Origin of the sequence: Pseudoalteromonas spongiae UST010723-006 (genome assembly GCF_000238255.3) — a bacterium.
In the GTDB taxonomy this organism is placed as follows: domain Bacteria; phylum Pseudomonadota; class Gammaproteobacteria; order Enterobacterales; family Alteromonadaceae; genus Pseudoalteromonas; species Pseudoalteromonas spongiae.
The window spans coordinates 626,232-643,427 of the sequence record NZ_CP011039.1 but is presented as its reverse complement, the minus strand read 5'-3'; the positions used below and the strand labels follow the sequence as shown (position 1 = coordinate 643,427).

Below are 17,196 nucleotides of genomic sequence, written 5' to 3'. Positions count from 1 at the left end.
TACCCAAATTAATAGTCTTAGTAACCAGCGTTAAGAAAGTTTGTCTTCGAATTTATTAAATCAACAGAAATATTTCGTTCTATCACAACATCTTGACTAAGCTTATTGTTATTTATGACAATTCACCTAACAGACTTTACGCAACCTTGGAACTTATCATGGTTAAACTTAAACCAAGTTTATTACTCGCAGTCATTTTGAGCCTTTGCGCTTTACCGCTTTTTAGTCACTCGTTTGAGCGCAAGGTGGTACAAGAAAAACAACAACAAACGTTTTATTACACTTGGCTTGATGATCAAGACAAAGAACAAAAGCTTAGTTTTAGCTACTCAAACGACCAACTATTTAACCACTACCGCCGCTTTAAAGGCTTTAACGCACAAGAATACCTCGACAAGATTGATATAAAGGTAAGAAACACCATTAGAGAGTTCGACCGACGTAAATACACACTCGAAACACAGCGTAAAGAACGTAGCATTGAATATAAAGTTTACAGTGATGACAAAGCGCTATTAAAGGACGTTGAAGCGCGAGTAGAAAAAGCAAAACAAAGTGCGCGTAAAAGCTATTTACGCAAGCATCACTATGCTGATTTAGAGGCCATCTGGGCAATTGATGCGGTTAGACCTGACTTACCGCGCTTTGTGAAAAATTCATATGACTATATTTCACCGATTAGAGAAGCTATTTTAACTAAGTTTGGCAATAACGTTAGACCGAAAACAGTCATTAACTTTGTATTAAGTTGGGTACAAGCGATGCCAACATCTGAGTTGCCAGACCGTTTTCATAACAGTGGCGAAAACTTTAAGCCACCTCTTAAGCTGATCCGCCAACAATACGGCGATGTAGACAGTAAACTTGTGCTCACTAGCGCTATTTTAAAAGCGATTTACCCGCGCCTGACCATCGCTATTATTACCTCCCCTAATCATGCGCTAATTGGGTTAAATTTACCGATTCGCAAAGGCGACAAGCATGTTGAAATTAATGGCTTAAAATACTTAGTCGGTGAAGTCACTGGGCCAAAGCAATACCCAATTGCCGAGGTAAGCAGTAGCTCTTGGAGTATGCTGAAAAGTAAACAATACATAGTTGATATAATTTAAACCGCACTAGGGTCTGTTGACCTTTGCTGTTCTATTTTTGTTCTGTTTGAGCGTGCTTTTATCGCGGCGCTCGATGTGTGGCCTAGTAATCTAAGCGAATGTCGAGCAACAATGAGAAAAGTGCGCTCAAAGGAACCGTTCGGCAGCGCTTGATTGGCTTTTCTACTGTGTTATCGGCTGGCTCACATAGAATAACTATGCCACGCAGCCTCTGCCTTGTATAAAACCCAATCAAACTGCTGCAAAAATGAACTTGAAAGGTCAACAGACCCTAGCTATAACACATGATTCTCTTGCGCCTGCGTTTATGAATTTTAGCGTTAAATGTGTTAACGATAGTTCCGCTTAAATCATCAAACAAAAAAAGGGCTGATAAACATCAGCCCTTTTAACTTTTCATCGATGTCATTTTTAGACACCTTCACTCGTTAGCTTATAAATTTTCTTCAGCGAAGCTCGCTAAACGGCTGCGTACTACACCGTTTAAATTAATCGTGCTGCTGCCTTGAAAGTCTTTAAAACGTTCAACAATATAGGTTAACCCTGAAGTCACTGGGGTTAGATAATTACTGTCAATTTGTGCCAAGTTACCCGAGCAAATTAATTTAGTACCTTCGCCACAACGGGTAATAATGGTTTTTAATTGCGATGCGGTTAAGTTTTGGCTTTCATCTAAAATAACAATCGCATTTTGAATGCTGCGTCCACGCATAAAGTTAATCGACTTAAATTGAATATTGGCTTTTTCCATAATGTAATTACGGCTCGAAACCGGATTTTCGTCGTTTTTATGAAGTACTTCTAAGGAATCGGTTATCGCCGCAAGCCAAGGCATCATTTTCTCTTCTTCGGTGCCTGGTAAAAAGCCGATTGATTCAGCAATTTCGGGCGTGTTACGGGTCACGATGACCTTATCGTACATTCCCCGTTCAATCACAAGTTCAAGGGCGCAAGCCAATGCCAACAAGGTTTTGCCGCAACCTGCGGGGCCTGTCAAAATCACTAAATCCATATGCGGGTCGAGCAGCGCATTAATCGCCATTGCTTGATAAACATTTTTGGGCTGAATGCCCCAAGCACTGCGTCCCATAATACGCTCAAAACCCAAATCAAGTAGCTTAATATGCTCTTCGTCGTAATCCACCACACGGGCAGCAAAGTGACCTGTCTCGTCAAGTAAGTACTCATTGATAAAGACTTCATTAAGCAAATTACGGGGTACGGTATGATACGTATCTCGACCGCTCTGCTCGCTGTCACACTCTTTTACATGCTGCCAAAAATCGCCATCAAGCTTTTTATAGCCGCTTGTTAGCAAGCTAATATCATCAATGAGCTGATCGGTGCGGTAGTCTTCAACAAACTCAAGCCCCGCTCCTTTAGCTTTTAAGCGCATGTTTATGTCTTTAGTGACTAACACTACTTTTACTTCGACTTTTAGCTGCTGCAAATGCAGTGCGGTATTAATTATGCGGTGGTCGTTTTCATCTCCTGGTAAACCCGAAACCGCATCCTCAAACATATGGTCGTTAACAATTGTTAGTTTACCCGTACAATTTTTAGCGACCGTTGAAAGATCAACCCCAGCGAGCATTTCTTCAGGACTTGCGTCTCTTAGTACATCATCCAAAGCTCGAATAGCAATCCGTGCGTCTCGACTCACATCTTTTTTGCGATCTTTAATGTGGTCCAGCTCTTCTAACACTGTCATTGGGATAACGACTTGATGTTCTTGGAAAGATAAAAAAGCGAAAGGTTCGTGAAGTAATACGTTGGTATCTAGGACATAGAGTTTATCATCGTTATTGCGCATTTTTCCCATAAGCTGTTCCTTCTCTTAGCTGGCGGGTTTATGGTTTTTGCTTTACTTTTAAGTTTAGTCTATTTCAGGAATTTGGCTTTTTTATGACAAAAAAAGTGCAAAATTCTGGCTAAATTACAAACATTAAAGCGGCGAATAGGTATTAACCTCACGAGTTCTAAATTAACAGGTGAATCCAACGAGAAATCTAGGTAACATAGCCGCCTTTTTTCGATAGTAGCGAGTTAAAAATGAGCTTTTCTTTAGGTCAACGCTGGATCAGTGACACCGAATCCGACTTAGGCTTAGGTACGGTCGTAGCCTGTGAAGGACGCCAAGTAACTATTTTATTCCCAGCCAGTGGTGAGAACCGCGTTTACAGTATTTCTGAAGCACCTGTTACCCGAGTGGCATTTAATGTAGGTGATAAAATTCGTAGCGTTGACGAATGGGAACTCATAGTTGAGCAGGTTGACGAAGAAAATGGCTTGTTTACTTACACTGGTACTCGCGAAGACAATCAAGAGCAAGTCGCACTTAAAGAAACCTTTCTCGATCACTTTATTAAATTTAATAAGCCGCAAGATAAACTGTTTTCAGGGCAAATTGACCGTTTTGACCGCTTTACTCTGCGCCATAACACGCTTACCAATGTTCACCAAAACCAACAATCAAGCTTAAAAGGGTTAGTCGGTGCGCGCGCAAGCTTAATTCCACACCAGCTTTACATTGCTGAAGAAGTAGGTAAACGTTTTGCCCCACGTGTATTACTGTCAGATGAAGTTGGTTTAGGTAAAACCATTGAAGCCGGTATGATTATTCACCAACAGGTGCTTACAGGTCGTGCTTCTCGCGTGCTTATTGTGGTGCCTGAAAACTTACAGCATCAATGGTTAGTTGAAATGCTGCGTCGCTTCAACTTACAGTTTTCAATTTTTGATGATGAACGCTGCACAGAAGCCTATGCCGATGCTGCAAACCCGTTTGAAACTGAACAGCTGATCCTAACCAGCCTTGAATTTATTACGAAAAAGAAAACTTGGTTTGAGCAAGCTACACTTGCCGATTGGGATTTACTTGTCGTCGATGAAGCGCACCACTTAAAGTGGAGCGAAAAGAAATCAAGCACAGAATACAACCGTATTGCTGAACTAAGCCAAGACATTCCGGGCTTAATTCTACTCACCGCTACGCCTGATCAACTAGGTCACGAAAGTCATTTTGCCCGTTTAAAACTGCTTGATGAAAACCGTTTTTACGATTATCAAGCGTTTGTGGAAGAAGAAAGCCACTATCAAGAAGTTGCTGATGCGGCAAACCAACTATTAGCTGATGAAGCCTTAAGCGATAACGCAAAACAAACCCTTACATCACTATTAAATGAGAGTGATATCACCACACTACTTAGCCAAGTTGAACAAGGTGAGCAAGCGGCTAAAAATGAAATTTTATCAATGCTGCTCGACAGACACGGTACAGGCCGCATTTTGTTCAGAAACAGCCGTAGTAGCATCCAAGGTTTCCCATCACGTGAGCTACACGCTTACCCTGTAACGATGCCGAAACAATACACTACAGCAATGAATGTAATGGGTAATATTGCTGGTTTAAAAGATGCGGAAATGCGCGCTAAACGTGCATTATTTCCAGAAAAGATCTTCCAAGAGTTTGAAGGCGAATCTGCTAGCTGGGCACAATTTGACCCACGTGTTGAATGGTTAGCCGAGAAACTACTTGAGCTAAAACGCGAAAAAGTATTAGTAATTTGTAGTGAAGCGCAAACAGCACTTAGCTTAGAACAAGCAATTCGTGAAAGTGAAGGTATTAAAGCCGCGGTGTTCCACGAAGGTATGAGCATTATTGAACGTGACCGCGCAGCAGCATACTTTGCCGAGCAAGAAGATGCCGCGCAAGTATTAATCTGTTCTGAAATTGGCTCAGAGGGACGTAACTTCCAGTTTGCCCACCACCTAATTTTATTTGATCTACCGCTAAACCCTGATTTACTTGAGCAACGAATTGGCCGCTTAGACCGTATTGGTCAAAGGGAAGACATTAAAATTCATGTGCCGTACTTTGAAAACACTGCGCAAGAAGTATTATTCCGCTGGTACCACGACGCACTAGAAGCATTTGAACACACATTAACCACTGGACAACTGCTGTATTCAGAATACAAAGATGAATTATTGGAGTTCGTGGCAAGCCATAACACCGACGAGGAAGAGCTTGATCCATTACTTGAATCGGTAAACAAGCAAAACCAAGCGTTAAAGCAAAAAATGGAGCAAGGCCGCGACCGATTACTTGAACTACATTCAAAAGGACAAGGCCGCTCAGAGCAATTGGTAAGCGATATTGAAGCGCTTGATAACCAAACCGCACTGCCTATGTTTATGATCAAGGTGTTTGATATTTTCGGTATTTCACAAGAAGACCGCGGTGAGAACTCAATTGTTCTAAAACCAACTGAACATATGCTAACGCCATCGTTCCCGTGTTTACGTGACGAAGGTTTAACCGTTACTTTTGACCGCGACACCGCACTTGCACAAGAAGATGTGCACTTTTTAAGTTGGGATCACCCTATGGTGCAAGGTGCAATGGAGCTGATTATTGATGATGATCTCGGCACTACTTCCGTTGCGCTACTTAAAAACAAGCAACTACCTGCGGGAAGTTTCTTTGTTGAGTTAGTGTACCTTGCAGAAACCAGCGCACCAAAAGCACTGCAAATGGGTCGTTTCTTACCAACTACACCTGTGCGTTTATTACTTGATAAAAACGGTAATGATTTAGCTGCGAATGTCGCCTTTGATACGTTTAATCAGCAACTTAATGCGGTTGGTAAACAAACTGCTAGCAAGCTTGCCTCGGCACTGCAATCAAGCGTTCACCCAATGATTGAAACGGCAAATAAACTAGCACAAAGTCAATTAGATACAATAAAACAAAGCGCTAAAGAAAGTGTAAATACTAACTTAGATGATGAGCTAGCACGCTTAAAATCGCTAAAACAACTTAATCCGAACGTACGTGAAGACGAGCTGTTTTATTTAGAAAAGCAAAAATCACAATTACTTGAGCATGTTGAAAAAGCAGAGCTTAAGCTTGATGCAATCCGCTTAATAGTGGTTTCTCACTAACTATAATTGCTTTAAAATGGGGCTTAGATTAAGCCCCTTTTTTTGCTGGAATCACTGTGCTGTTAAACTATAACCCGCCTACTTCGCCATACATCAACATTTTATATCGTGATGATGACCTAATCATTCTTAATAAACCAAGTGGTTTATTGACCGTGCCGGGCAAAGCGCTTGAGCACAAAGACAGCCTGATTAACCGCGTTAATTTAGTATTTCCATCGGCAACCATAGTGCATCGCCTTGATATGGCCACCTCAGGCATTATTTGCCTTGCGCTCAATAAAGCGGCGCACCGTGAAATAAGCCGCCAATTTCAAGACAGAGAAACCAAAAAGCGTTATATCGCTCGCGTCTATGGCAAACTCGAACCAGAAACAGGTTCTGTGGATCTTCCGTTAATTTGCGATTGGCCAAACCGACCAAAACAAATGGTGGATCATGAACGAGGAAAGCCCTCTCTTACCCATTATGAGGTGTTAAGCTATGAAGAACATGCAACGCGTGTTGCCTTAACGCCAATCACTGGTCGTTCACATCAGTTGCGTGTACATATGTTATCGTTAGGTCATGTGATTTTAGGCGATCGTCTTTATGCGCACGACGACGCACTTGCTATGGCGACAAGATTACAACTTCATGCGCAATACTTAAGCTTCATTCACCCTGTTACAAAACAGCAACTCAGTTTTTATAGTGATCCTGATTTTTAACTAAAATATTAGCTTAGAGTGTCGATAAGCTTAAAAAGTCAAAATCAAATCATGCGTGTGAAGCCTAAATTTTACCTTACAGTTTGTTTGTTACTTGTTAGCGCGTTCTTAACGCAAGCTAAGGATGTTGAATGGCTCGCACCTATCAATAAAGAGCTGCAAAACAATCAAGACGTGTCGCACTACTTCGAACCTTCAGAGGTTGTAACAGTAATGGCTGGCGACAATGAGTTAACAGCCTTGTACCGAGACCACACGGCAGAATTTGAAAAGGGTGTTGCGATCTTAATTGCTGATTGGCACTTAACCCAATCGAATGACCGTGGCATCGACTTTTTACGTAAATCACTAAATGATTATGGTTGGGTTACTTACAGTATTAGCGCAGGTAGTAGCCCACGTATAAATAATGATGAATTGCCCGATAATGATAACGTAAGCGTTGCGCCAAGTTTATCGCAATTTAAAAAGCCCGACCTCGACGCCTACGCACTTAGTTTAACCAGTCGTTTTAAAGCCATGTATCAGCAAGCGCTAACTCACCCGGGTTTTGTTATTGTGATTACGCAAGGACAAAGCGGCGCAATTTTGAATAGTTATCTAAATCAGCAAACATCGGAACAAATTGATGCACTGATTTTGCTTAATAACTTTTATAACGAAGCGCAGAAAAACAAGTCACTAAACCAAACCATCACTACGACCCCGTGGCCAACACTGGATATTTATTATCAAAGCCAAAACCATTGGCTTAACCAACAAATGGTACAGCGCAAAAAACTTGCACGACGTAACCATAAATTAAACTATCGCCAACGCGCTTTATTTGGCAACCAATCCAGTGAGCAGCAACATCAGCGTTTATCTAAAGAAATATATGGTTTTTTAACCTGGTTAGGTATTTAACTAACCCCCTGTAGCTAAGCTTTTAAGCCTAACCTGCTACTTCGCTTTTAAATATTCATATGCTGCTTGAATATCTTGGCTTTTCTGTTTGGCGAGCTGCATCATCTCAGGTGGTAACCCCTGCGACACTAATTTGTCTGGATGGTGCTGAGCCATTAATTTACGATAGGCCTTTTTAATCGCCTTTTCATCGGCATTACTATCTAACCCTAGCACTTGTAATGCTGCACTTTTTGTTAATGCCGTATCTTGCGCTTTGTTCGTTGACGAGCGATGAGATTGCTGCTGATTTTGCTTTGTATGTTGATAACGATGAAACTCAAACTCTGCAATATAACGCTTTAAAATAAACTTAAAGTGAGTCGTGTTAATGCCAATGTATTTACTCACCTGTTTGAGTAAATCACGTTCTTTATCGCTTAATTCGCCATCGCTAAATGCCATTTGAATTTGAATTTCAAGAAACAATTGGATCAGGTCATAACGACCTGAAAAGCGATCGCGAAAATCTTTAAGTACTGACTTAAACGGGAAGTCAGCTTGTTTGCCACTGCGAAATGCGTTTTGCGCATCGCGGCGCGCGTCATCAGTTAATCCCATTTCATCCATAAAACGAGACGCAGCACTAATATGCTGTTCGTTAACTCGGCCATTCGATTTAGCAATATGACCCATTACGGCAAAGCAGGTATAAGAAAATAACGCTTGTTTTTCAGAGACGCTACTATTGTCGAAAAAGCCTTGGAAGCCTCCGGCTTTATTAAAATCTTGCTTTAAACCGCGGTCAAATAAGTGGCCTAAATAAAGACCTAAAATTGCGCCAAACCATTTACCAAATAAAAAGCCAAACCCTGCACCTAGTAACTTACCCCACATTTAGTTTAATACTCCTGTTGGTTAATTTCGGCCAATCGCTCAGGTGTGCCAACATCTTGCCAATTGCCAATGTACAGTTCGGCGGTCACTAATTTTTCGGCCATTTTTTCTCGCAGCATTGGCGCGAGTGGTAAAAATTCAGCCTTGGTATTCGCAAAAAATGACTTATGGTAAAGCGCAATGCCCGCAAATGTATGTTTTATTTCGGCACCGCTATCACTTGATGCAAACCCTTGCACTAACGAAAAATCACCGTTCGGATTATGTGCTGGATTTTCAACTAACACTAAATGCGCTTGTTGCGGCAATAGCGCAATTTGCGTCAAACTTGTTGCATCATAATCAGTAAAAATATCACCGTTTATGACAATAAATGTCTCGCTAAGTAAATCGAGAGCATTAATAATACCACCGGCAGTTTCTAAACCTTCGCCGCCTTCGTCACTATAAATGAGACTCACGCCAAATTGGCTGCCATCGCCTAATGTGTTGCGAATACTTTCCCCACACCAAGCCAAATTAATCACAATTTCGCTAATACCCGCAGCTTTTAAGCGCTCGATATGGTACTCAATGAGCGGTTTGCCATTCACTTTTAGCATGGGTTTTGCGGTATCTGCCGTTAATGGCATCATGCGTTTTCCGCGCCCCGCCGCTAAGATCATTGCTCTCATAATTTTGCCTTTAAGCTTGGTAAAACACTCACTTTAAGCCATTGTGAAAAGTAACCTAGGACAGGAAATGAATGTGCTAATTCGTCACATGCTTCAACAACATAGTGCATGGTATCAAGCACATGAGGTAGGTATCCTTGTTTGTTATCTCGAATACTTAATCGACAAAAAATACCCGCTGCTTTTAAGTGACGCTGAATACCGGTTAAGGTATATAAGAGTTCAAAATCATCAAACGATAAACCGACTGTCATTCCCGCTTTTTCGTACTGTGCAAACCCGTAGCGTACAAGTTCTTGACGAAACGCCTTAGGTAAAATGTGATAGCAATCTTTGGTAAGTGACACTAAATCATAGGTGAGCGGGCCTTGCACTGCATCTTGATAATCGATAATTGCCAGCTGTTGTTGCCATACCATTAAGTTTCGACTGTGGTAATCACGGTGCATTGTCACTTTAGGCTGCATTTCTAACGCATTAATCAGTTGTTGCTTCACTTGTTGCCATGTTTTTTGCGCGCCAGTATCCATTGTAATCTGACAAAACTGCTCAATTAACCAGTGATTAAAAATTTCTAGTTCAAGATCGATAAACGCTGCATCATACGGCTTCATTGCGTTGGTTTTTGCTAACTTTGCAATGTTAGGCAGCATATCAATCGCTTGATGGTACAATTTCTGCTCACAACCTTGCCCTAAACAATCAGCAAAGTGAGTGCTTCCTAAGTCTTCAATAAGCAGTAAACCTAATTCTTTATCTACTGCTAGAATTTGTGGCACTTTAAAAGAGCCCTGACTAAACAACTGATTCAGTTCGATAAAGGGTTCGTTATCGACTAAATTTGGTGGCGAAACCATTAAGATATAAGTGTGGTTATCAGTAAAAACACGAAAGTACTTACGAAAACTCGCGTCACCTGTAATGAGCTCAACTTTGAATGCGTTTTGTTGTTCTAAATTCGGTAAGTTTTGCGTTAAAAACGCATCAAACATTTGGTTATGCAAGGCTTAACCCCAACTACAATTAATTACAAATTGTGCATTGTCCTGTGCCATTTGCTAACAGACTATAAATGGCGCTTAATTGCACAAGTATTTTTCTCTTTTCAATGGTATATTAACAGTTCAAGTAATGAGAGAAATCATTAAAATTAAATTATTATAGGCTTAGTTACGTGTACGCTTTAAATTATGCTCAAGGCAGCAAGTTTTTGGTGCAACAAAATGCCGCTGTTTAACCATATAAAATTAAGTGTAAGCTCCAAAATTCGCTTACTGACAAAAACAGCGCATAGTATAAAACGTAAGTAAGGTCTTTTTCACAAGGTTATCTGATTAATGAAACGCCCTTTTGGCATATTTGCGACACTGATTTTTATGTCACCTCTGGCCAGTGCTTCAGATATGTTTTCTCTGTGCGAAACCGATCCTAACTTAAGCTGGCAGTCTACCTCTCAGCTTGCTGTTGGTCAGCTTGCGATTAACGCAGATCAGGTAGAATTAGCAGGAAAAAATAAAGCGCTATTTAGCGGCAACGTGATGATGGACTCGACACAGATGAGTCTAACCGCATCCAGCGCTGAACTTGATAAAATAAATGGCATGCTCAATGCTATTGGCCCAATTGTTTATCAGGATCCCAACAGCTATATTTCGTCAAAACACTTTTTTGCTAACTTAACCTCATCTGAGTTATCGCTCGGTGACGCTAAATATCAATTTACCCAACAAGCAGGTCGCGGCGAGGCCAAGCTGCTTGAAGTAAATCAATCACTTTTGCTCCTGCAAGATGCCAGCTTTACAACTTGTCCAAGCGATAACCCTGTGTGGGCGCTGGATGCAAAAAAAATTAAACTATCACAAGAAGAAGGCTGGGGTGAAACTTACGGTGCGGTATTAAAAGTGTATGACACACCGGTGTTTTACCTACCGTATTTTACCTTTCCAATATCGGATAAACGTAAATCTGGTTTTATTCAACCAACATTTACCAGCTCTAATCGTTATGGTTTAGAGATTGAAACCCCGTTTTATTGGAATATTGCGCCAGACATGGATGCGACGATTACCCCGCGTTACATGTCAAATCAGGGTTTTCAACTGCAAACTGAATTTCGCTATTTAACTGAAGAGCACCAAGGTATGGCTGCAATTGAGTACCTTAATAGCGATGATTCTGAACCAGAGTTGGGCAGTCGTTATTTACTACACCTAAGCCAATACAGCAAAATTGACGATAACTGGCGCGGCCAAATTGACATCACGAATATCAGTGATGATAACTATATTAACGATATGGGGTCGAGCTATGCTAATCGTACCGATACTCAGCTTAATCACCTTATTCAATTAACTCATTTAGGTGATTACTGGCATACCGATATGAAGTTACAAGGCTTTGAGGTGCTTGGTGATCATTTAGAGTCTTATCGCGCACTGCCACAAATTAGCTTTAGCCAAGTTAATGCGTTTGATTTTTATGGTGTCGACTTTACTTTAAACGGTGAATTTGCCCATTTTCAAAACGAAGAAGCTCTGGTCGAAAAAGCCACCCGTGTTCACTTAGAGCCTAAGTTAAGCTACGGCATTAGCGACTACGCATGGAGCTTTTTATCTGAGGTTAGTTTGCTGCAAACGAATTACCATCAACAAGGTGATTTACTTGGCACTCAATTAGAGGAAAACGTAAACCGCACCTTGCCAAAACTGCGCCTCTACGGACAAATTAATTTTGAACGTGATACTCATTGGTTAGTGGATAGCGGCCTACAAACACTTGAACCGAAAGCTCAGTATTTGTTTATTCCAGAAAAAGATCAGTCAAATATCGGCTTATACGATACAGTAAAGCTACAAGATGATTTCCACGGATTGTTTCGCGAGCAACGCTTCTCGGGCGTAGACCGTATTGCTACGGCAAATCAATTTACCTTAGGCGCAACAACACGTATATTTAATCAACAAAATAACGAAGTATTTAACTTTAGTATTGGTCAAATCTTTTACGTTTCGGATGACGCTAAACCGTCTGAGATTGACGACAATGCGAGTTATAACTCGTTATTTGCCAGTGAAGCTATGTTACATTGGCACAAGAATTGGTACCTGTCTGCAGGTATGCAATACGATACTGACGGCAGCGACCTTGTTAACTCACACCTCACCCTCGATTATAAAGGGGATAATAATGAGTTAATTCAATTGAACCATAGGTACGCAAACAATGTCTCAGGAAATACAATTGAGCAAGTTGGTATTTTTGCTAGCTACCCAATTGGCGAGCAATGGCAACTTGTTTCAAGCTACCAGCGCGACCTAGAATCAGATCGCAGCGTGGAGTTTTTAACTGGTGTACAATACCAATCATGTTGTTGGGCGATTCAATTATCTGGTAGCAGACAAATAGAAACTGACTTAAACAAACCAGTTGGTCAGTTTGCTAATGAATCAGCTAAATTTGACTCGAGTATTCAAATTAAATTTATAATGGGTCTAGATGCGCAAAAACTACTCAACCAAAGCATCTTTAGTTATCGCAGACCTTACTTTCTAACAAATTAATATGTAAGTAGAAAAAATCAATGAAGTTAAAACGATTAATGACAGCGGGCGTTGCCCTACTTGCTTTCTGCCAAAGCGCATACAGCCTTACTGAACTTGATAGCGTTGCCGTAAAAGTTAACGACGGTGTTATTTTACAAAGTGAAGTAGACGCACTGGTAAACCGTGTTAAAAACCGTGCAAAAGATTCTGGTCAGGAGTTACCTTCAGAAACGGCGCTAAGACGTCAAGCAATCGACAAACTTATTGACCAAGCTCTGCTACTGCAAATGGGTGAACGTATTGGTTTACGTATTTCTGATGCACAGTTAGACCAAACCCTCTCGCAAATGGCCCGTGAACAAGGTGCAACCCTTGACGATATGCGCCGCTCGCTGGAAGCTAGCGGAGATAACTTCCAAACTTATCGTGAAGAAATTCGTAACGAAATGGTTGCTAGCCGCACTATGCGTGCAAGTGTTGAACGCCGCGTTTATGTAAGCTTACAAGAAGTACAAAACTTACTACGCATTTTAGAGCAGCAAGGGCAGACAAACGAAGAATACGATATCGGTCATATCCTGATTGAGATCCCTGAAAATGCCACTGCAGACGATATCAAAACACAAAAAGAGCGTGCTGAAGCCGTTATTCGATTACTAAACGAAGGTCGCGAATTTAAGCAAATAGCAATTGCGTCATCAGGTGGTGGTAAAGCTCTTGAAGGTGGTCAATTAGGTTGGATGAACATTAACGAAATGCCAACATTATTCGCTGAGGCGGTAAAAGGCCATAAGAAAGGCGATATTGTCGGCCCACTTCGTTCAGGCGCTGGTTTCCACATCGTCAAACTACAAGATGTACGTGGTGTTGAAGTTGTTGAAGCAGTGGAGCTAAAAGTACGTCATATTCTTGTTAAACCATCAATTATTGTATCGGAAGAAAAAGCGCGTTCTATGCTCGCAGGTTTTGTTGAGGATTTAAAAGCAGGTAATGCTGACTTTGGAGAGTTAGCTAAAGAGCATTCTGAAGATCCAGGTTCAGCATTAAACGGTGGTGAATATGATTGGACAGACCCGAACTCTTGGGTAGGCGAATTTAAAGAAACCGCATTAGGTTTGGAAAAAGGCCAACTCAGTGAGCCATTCAGAACCCAATATGGCTGGCATATTATGGAATTGTTAGACCGTCGCGTATCAGACAAAACTGAGCTTGTTAAACAAAACCGCGCGCACCAAATGATTTTTAATCGTCGCTTTAAAGAAGAAAGCTTTACGTTCCAGCGTGAATTACGCGAACAAGCTTATATTGAAGTTGTAGAAGAATAGTTATGACATTACGTATTGCAGTTACACCGGGCGAACCGGCAGGTATTGGGCCAGACCTTATTTTACAGCTGGCGCAACAAGATTGGCCTGCAGAACTTGTCGTAATTGCTGATAAAAATCTGTTAAAGCAACGTGCAAAATTGCTTGGCATTGATATTCAACTAATTGAATATCAGCCAAATAATGCGGCTCAACCGCATAATGCAGGTAACCTAACCGTTAAGCATATTCCCTTAGCAGAAGACGTGATTGCTGGCGAACTCAATGACGCCAACGGACAATACGTACTTGATACGCTGAAATATGCCTCTGATGGCAATATGCAAGGTGAATTTGCTGCTGTGGTCACAGGCCCTGTGCATAAAGGCATTATTAACCAAGCGGGTATTTCATTTAGTGGTCATACTGAGTTTTTTGCTCAGCAATCAAATACGCCTGATGTTGTAATGATGCTCGCTACCGAGGGTTTACGCGTTGCTTTAGTAACAACGCATATTCCTTTAGCGTATGTATCTAAAGCAATCACCGAAGACCGTTTAAGCAAAGTGACGCGTATTTTGCATCATGATTTAACCACTAAATTTGGCATTGAATCAGCAAAAATTTATGTCTGTGGTTTAAACCCGCACGCAGGCGAAAATGGTCACTTAGGCCGAGAAGAAATCGAAGTCATTTCACCAACGCTAGATCAGCTTAGAAATGAAGGCATTAACCTTGTTGGCCCACTGCCAGCGGATACGTTATTTCAAGACAAATACCTAAAAGATGCCGATGCCGTGCTTGCAATGTATCACGATCAGGGATTACCTGTGTTAAAATACAAAGGATTTGGTAATTCAGTTAATATCACCCTAGGTTTACCGTTTATCCGCACATCTGTGGATCATGGTACCGCTCTCGATTTAGCCGCAACTGGCGAGGCCGACGTGGGTAGTTTTGAATTAGCAATTTCTAAAGCAATTGAAATGGCAAGTAAAAGCGCACAATAGATGAATGATAAAGTACACTTAGGGCACCGCGCCCGAAAACGTTTTGGTCAAAACTTTCTACACGATACAAGCATTATCGATAAGATCGTAACTGCAATCGATCCAAAACCTGGCGATAACCTCGTTGAGATTGGTCCAGGCCTTGGCGCAATTACAGAGCCAGTGGCAGAGCTAACAGACCATTTAACGGTAGTTGAGCTCGATAAAGATCTTGCTCATCGCTTGATTCATCACCCATTTCTTGCCGACAAGCTGACTGTGCATCAGGGTGATGCCATGCAGTTTGACTTTGCATCATTAATTAATGATGAGCGCAAACTTAAAGTATTTGGTAATTTACCTTATAACGTTTCAACGCCGCTTCTGTTTCATTTATTTGAGTTTTATCAAAATATTGAGCACATGCACTTTATGCTGCAAAAAGAAGTGGTTAAACGCATGGTTGCGAGCCCTGACAGCAAGGCCTTTGGCCGATTAAGTGTGATGACACAGTATTATTGTCATGCAATGCCTGTTATTGATGTGCCACCAGAGTGCTTTAAACCTGCACCTAAAGTGGATTCAGCAGTTATTCGCCTGATCCCGAAATCGCCAGATCAATTAAAGGCAAAGAGCACTAAAATCCTTAACACGGTGTGCTTAGAAGCGTTTAACCAAAGACGTAAAACAATTCGTAATAGTTTATCGAATTTATTAACGCCTGAAGAAATTGAAAACTTAGGGTTAGATTTAAAGCTGCGCGCCGAAAACCTTTCTCTAGACACTTTTGTAAAGATTGCAAACTGGATTTATGACAACAAGCAGTAATTCTCCAATTAAAGTATCGGTAGAAACGTTTTATGTTGATGGTCAGTCTGAGCCAGAAAAAGATAAATACGTTTTTGCCTATACCGTAACAATCAAAAACCATAGTTTATGTTCATCTAAATTGCTTAGCCGCTACTGGTTGATTACCGATGCTAACGGTAAAGAAACCGAAGTTGAAGGTGAAGGTGTGGTTGGTGAGACACCAACAATTGGACCTGGTGAGAGCTACACCTACACATCAGGTGCAGTATTAGATACACCAATCGGTACAATGCAAGGTTACTACCAAATGCGTAACGAGTTTGGTGCCGAATACCAAGCCCCGATTGAAGTATTTCGCCTAGCTAGTGATGTTGTATTACATTAATTAAGCAAATATGGCTAAATATGTAATTGGTGATCTGCAGGGGTGCTTTAACGAATTTATCTCGTTATTAAAAACGGTAGATTTTAACCCAAGCCGCGATCACCTTTACTTAGTTGGCGATATTGTTGCGCGCGGTCCAGATTCACTGGCGTGTTTAAAGTATCTCTTTGCTCAGCAAGGCAGTGTAACAATAACGTTAGGCAATCATGACTTACATTTACTAGCGACGTACTTCACGCAAAAAACTTCCAACCCAAAAGATAACTTACAAGCCTTATTCAACGCAAAAAAGTTACCTACTTACATTGAGTTTTTAAGACAGCAACCGCTCGCGGTATGGCTTGAAAAGTATAATACCTTTATTTCCCACGCTGGATTAAATCCCCAATTATCATTGCAAAAAGCAATTGAACTTTGTGCTAAAGCACAAAAAAAATACCAAGGTGACAATGCACAATTTTACCTAGCAAATATGTATGGCAACAGCGTTAACTGCATTTCACAAGCTAATGATAAACTATCGCGCTTTACCTACACCGTAAATGCATTTTCGCGTATGCGCTTTGTTAATCAACATGGACAAATGGACTTTGCAAATAAAGGTCCTGCGAGCCAAAATTCACCCGAATTATTTCCATGGTTTGATGTGAATACAAATAATCATTCAGATATTAATATTTGCTTTGGTCATTGGGCTGCATTAAAAGGACAAACACCTTATCCAAATCTATTTGCCCTTGATACCGGTTGTGTTTGGGGCGAGCACATGACTTTACTTGAGCTAAAATCAAAGAAAAAACATTATTGCAATAACTACAAAGAACATAAAAACAGTACTTAAGTTGTATTTTAAATACTACAATTAACTATTCAGCTATAAATACTGAAATAAAGTTACGAGTTTGTTAGATTGAACTAAAGTTGTATCCATGTATGTCGAT

At 40.9% G+C, this 17,196-nt stretch carries 14 protein-coding genes; 10 read left to right on the top strand and 4 right to left on the bottom strand.

Annotated elements, in window-relative coordinates; all coding sequences use genetic code 11:
- Positions 1 to 158: 158 nt before the first annotated feature.
- Positions 159 to 1,112 carry a hypothetical protein gene (locus PSPO_RS03020; RefSeq protein ID WP_010560913.1) on the top strand — a complete coding sequence of 318 codons (954 nt, stop codon included), beginning with the start codon at positions 159 to 161 and terminating at the stop codon, positions 1,110 to 1,112.
- 433 nt (positions 1,113 to 1,545) lie between these two features.
- On the opposite strand, the gene PSPO_RS03015 is transcribed toward PSPO_RS03020, so the two are convergent.
- The gene (locus PSPO_RS03015; RefSeq protein WP_040641353.1) at positions 1,546 to 2,934 is read right to left on the bottom strand and encodes a PhoH family protein; all 1,389 of its coding nucleotides are present in this window, start codon (positions 2,932 to 2,934) and stop codon (positions 1,546 to 1,548) included.
- Between the two features lie 230 nt (positions 2,935 to 3,164).
- On the opposite strand from PSPO_RS03015, the gene rapA reads away from it, so the two are divergent.
- From rapA to PSPO_RS03000, 3 genes are read left to right on the top strand one after another with little or no spacing between them, the layout of a single operon-like run.
- A complete protein-coding gene (gene rapA / locus PSPO_RS03010) occupies positions 3,165 to 6,059 on the top strand; it encodes an RNA polymerase-associated protein RapA (RefSeq protein WP_010560915.1) in 2,895 nt (964 codons plus the stop codon).
- A gap of 56 nt (positions 6,060 to 6,115) precedes the next feature.
- Entirely contained in the window at positions 6,116 to 6,769 is a 654-nt protein-coding gene (gene rluA / locus PSPO_RS03005; RefSeq protein ID WP_010560916.1) for a bifunctional tRNA pseudouridine(32) synthase/23S rRNA pseudouridine(746) synthase RluA, read from the top strand.
- A gap of 57 nt (positions 6,770 to 6,826) precedes the next feature.
- Complete coding sequence (locus PSPO_RS03000; protein WP_158523431.1) at positions 6,827 to 7,675, top strand: DUF3530 family protein; 849 nt, start codon at positions 6,827 to 6,829, stop codon at positions 7,673 to 7,675.
- A 36-nt stretch (positions 7,676 to 7,711) separates the two neighbouring features.
- Here the strand turns inward: PSPO_RS03000 and djlA are convergent, their stop codons facing one another.
- Genes djlA through PSPO_RS02985 form a run of 3 tightly spaced genes read right to left on the bottom strand, consistent with a single transcriptional unit; the run spans position 7,712 to position 10,229 of the window.
- The gene (gene djlA, locus PSPO_RS02995; protein WP_010560918.1) at positions 7,712 to 8,551 is read right to left on the bottom strand and encodes a co-chaperone DjlA; all 840 of its coding nucleotides are present in this window, start codon (positions 8,549 to 8,551) and stop codon (positions 7,712 to 7,714) included.
- A 5-nt stretch (positions 8,552 to 8,556) separates the two neighbouring features.
- A complete protein-coding gene (murU, locus tag PSPO_RS02990; RefSeq protein ID WP_010560919.1) occupies positions 8,557 to 9,225 on the bottom strand; it encodes an N-acetylmuramate alpha-1-phosphate uridylyltransferase MurU in 669 nt (222 codons plus the stop codon).
- A complete protein-coding gene (locus tag PSPO_RS02985) occupies positions 9,222 to 10,229 on the bottom strand; it encodes an aminoglycoside phosphotransferase family protein (RefSeq protein ID WP_021032983.1) in 1,008 nt (335 codons plus the stop codon). Before PSPO_RS02985 ends, murU begins: the two co-directional genes overlap by 4 nt.
- A gap of 333 nt (positions 10,230 to 10,562) precedes the next feature.
- Here PSPO_RS02985 and lptD point away from each other — a divergent pair, with 333 nt between their 5' ends.
- Genes lptD through PSPO_RS02955 form a run of 6 tightly spaced genes read left to right on the top strand, consistent with a single transcriptional unit; the run spans position 10,563 to position 17,096 of the window.
- On the top strand, positions 10,563 to 12,785 hold the full coding sequence (lptD, locus tag PSPO_RS02980) for an LPS assembly protein LptD (RefSeq protein ID WP_010560921.1): 2,223 nt from the start codon (positions 10,563 to 10,565) through the stop codon (positions 12,783 to 12,785).
- A 20-nt stretch (positions 12,786 to 12,805) separates the two neighbouring features.
- Positions 12,806 to 14,092 (top strand): peptidylprolyl isomerase SurA, encoded by a 1,287-nt coding sequence (gene surA / locus PSPO_RS02975; protein ID WP_010560922.1) that lies wholly within the window; start codon positions 12,806 to 12,808, stop codon positions 14,090 to 14,092.
- 2 nt (positions 14,093 to 14,094) lie between these two features.
- The gene (gene pdxA, locus PSPO_RS02970) at positions 14,095 to 15,081 is read left to right on the top strand and encodes a 4-hydroxythreonine-4-phosphate dehydrogenase PdxA (protein ID WP_010560923.1); all 987 of its coding nucleotides are present in this window, start codon (positions 14,095 to 14,097) and stop codon (positions 15,079 to 15,081) included.
- Positions 15,082 to 15,888: a 16S rRNA (adenine(1518)-N(6)/adenine(1519)-N(6))-dimethyltransferase RsmA gene (gene rsmA / locus PSPO_RS02965; protein ID WP_010560924.1), complete on the top strand. Its 807-nt coding sequence runs from the start codon at positions 15,082 to 15,084 to the stop codon at positions 15,886 to 15,888.
- Positions 15,872 to 16,255, top strand: a complete 384-nt coding sequence (gene apaG / locus PSPO_RS02960; RefSeq protein ID WP_010560925.1) for a Co2+/Mg2+ efflux protein ApaG — start codon at positions 15,872 to 15,874, stop codon at positions 16,253 to 16,255. The genes rsmA and apaG overlap by 17 nt, the downstream gene beginning before the upstream one ends.
- A gap of 10 nt (positions 16,256 to 16,265) precedes the next feature.
- A complete protein-coding gene (locus tag PSPO_RS02955) occupies positions 16,266 to 17,096 on the top strand; it encodes a symmetrical bis(5'-nucleosyl)-tetraphosphatase (RefSeq protein WP_010560926.1) in 831 nt (276 codons plus the stop codon).
- Positions 17,097 to 17,196 lie beyond the last annotated feature (100 nt).